The sequence below is a fragment of the Chlamydia sp. 17-3921 genome (assembly GCF_902705545.1).
In the GTDB taxonomy this organism is placed as follows: Bacteria; Chlamydiota; Chlamydiia; order Chlamydiales; family Chlamydiaceae; genus Chlamydia.
Map to the genome: position 1 here is coordinate 21,760 of NZ_CACSHH010000013.1, position 7,171 is coordinate 28,930.

The window sequence follows — 7,171 nt, forward strand, 5'->3', positions numbered from 1 at the left end:
AAATTTTAATAGGTTTTTTCTTTTCAGTCAATTTTTATAAAAAAATGAAAGAACTTTTTATAAAAATCTATTTCAATATTTTATAAGTGAAAATCTTTCTTTTTTTTCAGTTTTAGCATATGAGTTGGGCTCAAATAATGTTTTGTTACGGCTTACTATGGAAGATTTCCCTTGTTTTGATAAGAACTTGGTCAATACAGAAACCATGAAACAAGCAATTCTAGACCGTCTATATTTAGGTGTAGTTCAATCTCCAGAATCAGCCTCCTTACGAGACATTTTTACGGCTGTAGCTAAAACTGTTATGGAATGGTTAGCAAAAGGCTGGCTGAAAACACAAAGTAATTATTACAAAAATGACGTTAAGAGAGTCTATTACATTTCCATGGAATTTTTAATGGGAAGAAGTCTTAAGAGTAATCTTCTGAATTTAGGTATTCTAGATTTAGTGAAAAAGGCTTTGTCTTGCCTAAATTATGATTTTGATCATCTTATTGAGATAGAAGCTGATGCTGGATTAGGAAATGGAGGCCTTGGAAGACTCGCCGCTTGCTATCTTGATTCTATGGCCACTCTTGCTATTCCTGCTTATGGATATGGTATACGTTATGATTATGGTATTTTTGATCAGAAAATTGTGAATGGGCAGCAGGTAGAGGCTCCTGACGAGTGGTTGCGTTATGGTAACCCTTGGGAAATCTGTCGTGGGGAATATCTTTATCCTGTGCGTTTTTATGGCAGAGTCGTTCATTATACAGATTCTCGAGGAAAAGAAGTTGCTGAGCTGGTCGATACTCAAGAGGTTCTTGCTATGGCTTACGACATTCCGATACCGGGTTATGGTAATGATACCGTAAATTCTTTGAGATTATGGCAAGCCCAATCTCCGCATGGTTTTGAGTTCAGTTATTTCAATCACGGAGATTATATCCGTGCTATCGAAGACATTGCTTTAGTAGAGAACATTTCTAGAATTCTTTATCCAAATGATTCAATTTCTGAGGGGCAAGAGTTACGCTTAAAACAAGAATATTTCTTAGTTTCTGCAACTATTCAAGATATTCTTCGTAGATATACCAAAACCCATATTTCCTTAGAAAATCTTAAAGATAAGGTTTCAATTCAGTTAAACGACACTCATCCAGCTCTGGGAATTGCTGAAATGATGCATATTCTTGTCGATCGAGATGAACTTCCTTGGGATCAAGCATGGGAAATTACAGTAGCTATTTTTAATTATACAAATCACACAATCCTTCCAGAAGCTTTAGAAAGATGGCCTTTAGATCTTTTTTCAAAGTTACTTCCGAGACATTTGGAAATTATTTATGAAATCAATACGCGTTGGTTAGAACAAGTTTCTACACGTTATCCTGAAAACCATGATAAACATAGAGCTTTGTCTATTATTGAAGAAGGTTGTGAAAAGCGTGTAAATATGGCAAACCTTGCTGTTGTAGGCTCTTCGAAAGTGAATGGGGTTTCTGCTTTCCACTCTCAACTTATTAAAGAAACTTTATTCAAAGAGTTTTATGAATTTTTTCCAGAGAAGTTTATCAATATAACAAACGGAGTGACCCCTAGACGCTGGTTAACTCTTTGTAACCCCAGACTTAATAAACTTTTAGATGAAACAATTGGAGATCGCCACATTGTGGATCTTGCACAAATGCAAGAAATAAAGTCTTTGGCTGAGGACGCTAGTTTTAGAGATCGTTGGTATGAAACTAAGTTAAAAAATAAACAAGATCTTGCTACGTATATCTATAAAAATATGGGAGTTCTTGTAAATCACGAATCTTTATTTGATTGTCATATCAAACGTATACATGAGTATAAAAGACAACTCATGAATATTCTTAGGGTCGTATATCATTATATAAATCTTAAAGAAAATATAACAACATGCTCAACAGTTCCTACTACAGTAATTTTTGCAGGAAAAGCTGCTCCAGGCTATGTTATGGCAAAACTTATTATTAAGCTTATCAATAGTGTTGCGAATTGTATAAATAATGACCCTATTGTGAAGGATAAGCTTAAAGTGCTTTTTCTACCAAATTATCGTGTTTCTATGGCTGAGATTATTATCCCAGCAGCAGATCTTTCAGAACAGATCTCTACTGCTGGAATGGAAGCTTCTGGAACTGGAAATATGAAATTTGCTCTTAACGGTGCACTAACTATAGGAACTATGGATGGAGCAAATATAGAGATGGCCCAATATATTGGAAAGGAACATATGTTCATTTTCGGCTTGCTAGAGGAAGAAATCGCAGCACTTCGTCCTCAGTACTATCCTCAAGGAATTTGTGATAGAAATTCTAAAATCACTCATATTTTGAATTTAATAGACCAAGGTTTTTTCAAAGCTGAAGATAAGGATTTATTTAAGCCTATAGTGCGTAGACTTCTCCAAGAAGGAGATCCTTTCTTTATTTTAGCGGATTTAGAGGCTTATATAGCTGCTCATGAAAATGCTGCTAATTTGTTTGTTCAATCAGAACAATGGGTTAAAAAATCTATATATAATGCTTCTAGCATGGGAATGTTCTCTAGTGATAGAGCCATACGGGACTATGCATCGAATATTTGGTCTGTGCCTTGCAAATCATGCTCAGGAGAAGACTCTATTTGAAATAGGAGGGGGAATAGGGGCTCTTAATTTAGTTAAGCATTAGTATTGCGGGAGCTTCTAAAATTTTTTGTAGTCTTTTCATGAACATTGCTGCCGGATAACCATCAATAACACGATGATCTACAGAAAGCGTCAATATACAAGTGGAACCTACAGTCACCTCGCCATCTATAACTATGGGTTGTTCAACGACACTTCCTACAGCAAGAATTGCTGCTTGAGGAGGATTGATAATTGCTGTGAATTCTGTGATTCCTGTCATTCCGAGGTTTGATATGCAAAATGAGCCACCCTTGTATTCTTCTTCTTTGAGCGTTTGATTTTTTGCTCTAACAACCAAGGCTTTAATTTCTGAAGAAATCATGCCAGTATTTTTTCTATCTGCACAACGGACTATCGGGGTAATAATTCCATCTGGAATTGCAACGGCTATAGAGATATCTATTGTTTCAAAACGTACTATTTTATTATTGACACTGTTAAAGCCAGAGTTGATTTCAGGAAATTCTTTTAAAGTTAGGGCACAAGCACGGACGATACAATCATTTATAGAAAGTTTTATATTCTGAGACTGAAGTTCTTTGAGTAGACTTAAAAGTGGGGAGGCGTAGATTTGTTGCCTGACATAAAAATGAGGAGTAAAGGTTTTTGTTGCTTGTAAACGAGAAGCTATTATTTCTCTAATTGGAGACATATCCTCTTCATGATATGACCCTGGAGGGACATTTGGAGCTTCGGGAAAACCAAATCCTGCAAGACCTTTTGGCATAGCTTTATCCAAATCTTTTTTTATTATACGCCCTCCAGGACCACTTCCCTGTAAAGTAGATACATCAAGATTATTTTTTTTAATTATTTGCTTTGCTAAAGGTGAAATATTTTTAGATTGAGATGTCGTAGGAAATGTTAAAAGAGTGCTGAGAGGGGGCTCTGGTTTAAATCCTATTGCTGTTGAAGGTGAAATAATAGACTGGTCTGAAGAATTTTTTTTGGTGATTTCTTCTGTTTGAGGTGATTGAGTAACGATGTCTTCTTGTTTTGGTAATAGTTCTTCAAGATTGAAAGTTTCGTTTTTCTCTGTAGATAAAACTGCAATAGGAAGTCCTATAGTGACCGTATCTCCATGGTTAACGAGTTGTTTTCTAAGCCAACCATCTTCTATTGCTGTGTATTCTAAAACAGCTTTGTCTGTAGAGATTTCCAACAAAACATCTCCATAGAGAATTTGTTCGTTCTCTTGTTTGCACCATTTAATAATTTTCCCTTTCTCCATTGTTGGAGAAAGCTTTGGCATTTTTAATAGAGAAATCACAACTACTTACTCCATGACTTTTTCAATGGCATCTATAATCCGGTTAACATTTGGAAGTGTTGCCTGTTCTAAAATTTTACTATAGGGCATCGGAGTTTCTTTCTGACAGACTCTTCTAGGAGGGCTATCTAAATAATCAAAAATATGTTCTGTTATTAATGTGATGACTTCTGCAGAAATCCCCGCAAAATAATGACCCTCTTCCACAACAAGGCAACGAGAAGTTTTTTTTACAGAGGCAAGAATCGCTGAAACGTCTAAAGGTTTTATTGTACGAAGATCTAAGATCTCTATAGATAGACCCCAACGTTGTTGAGCTAAAGCGCAAGCTTCTTGCACAACACTAACCATACGACTATAAGTGATAATAGTTAAGTCTTTCCCTTCTCGAACTAATCGAGCTTTTCCTATGGGAACAAGATATTCTTCTGTTGGAACATCCCCTTTAAGGCTATAATCTAATTCATTTTCTAAAAAAAGTACGGGATTATTATTGCGAATAGCAGATTTTAATAATCCTTTAGCATCATAAGGTGTAGAGGGGGCGATGACAATAAGTCCTGGGATGTTAGCATATAAAGACTCTATACAATGTGAGTGTTGGCATGAGACTTGTGCTGCGGCTCCATTTGGTCCTCTAAAAACAATTGGAACAGAAAAAGTCCCACCAGTCATATAATGCATCTTAGCCGCATGTGAGATAATTTGATCTGCAGCAACAAAAGAAAAGTTCCAACTCATGAATTCTATGATAGGTCGAAGTCCTGCCATAGCAGCCCCTATACCTATTCCAGAAAAAGCTGATTCACTAATAGGTGTATCAATTATTCTAGAGGGCCCCCATTTATCTAGAAGACCTTTTGTTACTTTATAAGCTCCATTATACTCTCCAACTTCTTCTCCAAGAATACATACGTTAGGATCCCGAACCATTTCTTCATCTATAGCTTCTTTAATTGCATCTCGAATCTCTAGAGATTTAGATTGGGGCATAGACTCCCTCCTCTAATGTTGTTATCGAAGGATCTGGTGAAGCTTTTGCTTGTGCAAAAGCTTGTGCAACTTCATTCTTACACTCGTGGCGTAAATGTTGAAAATGTTCTTCAGATAGTGTTCCTAATTTTTCTAACCATGTTTTAGCAAAAATGATAGGATCTTTTTTATAGAGAGCTTGCATTTCTTCTTTAGTTCTATAAAGATTGGGATCTGAAATGGAATGTCCTCGAAATCTTGAGCAGAGGCACTCTACAATAGCCGGGCGATTAGAAGCTATCATATAGCTATAAGCTTCTTTAAAACCTATCAAACAATTAAAAAGATCTAAGCCGTTTAAAGTAAAAGAACGTATGTTGTATGACGATGCTTGAGATTCTCCAATAGGGAACTTTGCTATAGCTCGATGTTGTGCTGTTCCCATTCCCCAACCATTATTTTCTATAATGAGCATTAAAGGAAGGTTATGTAGAGATGTGAAATTTAGTGTTTCATGAAACACTCCTTGAGCCACTGCACCTTCTCCGATAAAGCATAGAGAGATATTCTGTTGATCACGATATTTTAAAGCGAATGCTGCTCCAGCAGCAATAGGAATTTGTCCTCCAACAATACCGAAGCCTCCAGGGAAATTGGGTCCACACATATGCATAGATCCTCCTCGGCCTTTAGCGCAACCAGTAACTTTTCCAAGAAGTTCTGCGGCAAGTTGTTCTAAGGGGATCTCTAATAAAATTGCTAGAGCGTGGCAACGATATGAAGAGCAATACCATTGCTCTTTTCCTACATTAGCAATAGCTGCTGTAGCTATTGCTTCTTGACCAGCATAAGAGTGATAGAACCCACCTAAAAGACCTTCAAAATAAGCTTCTTCTCCTCGAATCTCAAACTCTCGAATAAGTATCATTTGTTTTAACAACTGAACACAGACATTTGGGCTGAACGATTCAAATAACCCTAAAATGAGGTCTTCTTGGGTAGATTCAGAAGCGATATTGTAGGGAGCCAAATTGGGCATAACAAGGGGTCGCGACAAGATTGTTTTAGAAGCCATTATAGAATCAGGTGTTTCAAAAGACAAGAGCTATTCTGAATAAAAATAGTTAAGTTTTTAAATTCTAGGAATCTTTAGTATTTTTAAATTTAAAACGCATTTCTTCAGCAGAGGAGCTTTATGATGGAAATTTTTCGTAAGCAAGGACAGCACAGTGATTTTTATATAGAGCGTCCAGAAAGAGTATCAAAACATTCTAATCAACAATCTGATGAACGTAAAGATAAAGCAAAGGATGAAGAGTTAGAACAAAGATTGTTATCGATAACTTTGCATATTGTAAAATCTTTTCAAGAGTTTCAAAGCAGAGCATCTTCTCCAGATTATTATTTAAATAGGGTTCAGCGGTTGCCCTATAAAAATGAAGATCTTGGAGAAGCTAAAGAGTTGTTTTTCACCTTAAAATCTATGGAAGAGAAGATAGCTCAGCTCTTTTTCTATGCCCCAACATTTGAAAGCAGTTGGGATGAGTTTGTAGAGAATATTCATAGATTACAAAATCATTATGGATTGGGTGGAGTTTTATGTGGTTTTGGTGCTTTCGATAAACAGTGTTCATGTATTCGTTTAATAAATCAAAAGGAAAAAACGCCTTTGTTGTTAGGATCTCACCTAGAACATAGTCTTCATTTTTATATAGCTTCGCGTCAGATTTCTATTATTGATTATCAGGATATATTTGCTTTAGGAGAGGATCTAGGAATCTTTTTGAAAGAGCATGGAATTGTTTTTTCCTTATCTTTAAAGGAAATCGTTTCTATTGATTTGTTGAATTATTCTCAATTTATTCAAGGGCTTGAGCATAGTGGAAATATTCAAGGAAGAATGTATGATGGAGAGCTTTCTTTTTCTCAAGTTTCTGAAAGGAATCCTATAGCTTTGCGTTATAGTTTGGCTAACACTATCCGAGGACTTTCTTCAAATATAAATTTCTCTATATTAAAATTTATGGGGTCATCTATTTTAGCTAACGATAAATCGATCGTGAAAGCGTTAAGCTCTTGTGGTGAATATTTTATATTCTCTAATTTTTATGAGTATAATATTGGACTTAACAAAATCATTCAATTAATTCGTTCGGGGAAAATTAGTCCAGAACTTCTTAATAAAAGCGTTATGAAAATTCTTGTATTAAAGCATAGGGGTAAAGAATTGTACAATTAGACTATATGTG

5 protein-coding genes are annotated in these 7,171 nt (G+C 35.7%); 2 read left to right on the forward strand and 3 right to left on the reverse strand.

Annotation, left to right across the window (positions count from 1 at the left end; all coding sequences use genetic code 11):
- Positions 1 to 157: 157 nt before the first annotated feature.
- On the forward strand, positions 158 to 2,638 hold the full coding sequence (locus tag JMS40_RS03385; RefSeq protein ID WP_201456875.1) for a glycogen/starch/alpha-glucan phosphorylase: 2,481 nt from the start codon (positions 158 to 160) through the stop codon (positions 2,636 to 2,638).
- Between the two features lie 28 nt (positions 2,639 to 2,666).
- Here JMS40_RS03385 and JMS40_RS03390 read toward each other — a convergent pair whose 3' ends face one another.
- Genes JMS40_RS03390 through JMS40_RS03400 form a run of 3 tightly spaced genes read right to left on the reverse strand, consistent with a single transcriptional unit; the run spans position 2,667 to position 5,961 of the window.
- The gene (locus JMS40_RS03390) at positions 2,667 to 3,950 is read right to left on the reverse strand and encodes a pyruvate dehydrogenase complex dihydrolipoamide acetyltransferase (protein WP_201456876.1); all 1,284 of its coding nucleotides are present in this window, start codon (positions 3,948 to 3,950) and stop codon (positions 2,667 to 2,669) included.
- A gap of 6 nt (positions 3,951 to 3,956) precedes the next feature.
- On the reverse strand, positions 3,957 to 4,943 hold the full coding sequence (locus JMS40_RS03395; RefSeq protein WP_201456877.1) for an alpha-ketoacid dehydrogenase subunit beta: 987 nt from the start codon (positions 4,941 to 4,943) through the stop codon (positions 3,957 to 3,959).
- Positions 4,930 to 5,961 carry a thiamine pyrophosphate-dependent enzyme gene (locus tag JMS40_RS03400; RefSeq protein ID WP_201456879.1) on the reverse strand — a complete coding sequence of 344 codons (1,032 nt, stop codon included), beginning with the start codon at positions 5,959 to 5,961 and terminating at the stop codon, positions 4,930 to 4,932. Before JMS40_RS03400 ends, JMS40_RS03395 begins: the two co-directional genes overlap by 14 nt.
- Before the next feature lie 156 nt (positions 5,962 to 6,117).
- On the opposite strand from JMS40_RS03400, the gene JMS40_RS03405 reads away from it, so the two are divergent.
- The gene (locus tag JMS40_RS03405) at positions 6,118 to 7,161 is read left to right on the forward strand and encodes a hypothetical protein (protein ID WP_236558944.1); all 1,044 of its coding nucleotides are present in this window, start codon (positions 6,118 to 6,120) and stop codon (positions 7,159 to 7,161) included.
- Positions 7,162 to 7,171: the final 10 nt, after the last annotated feature.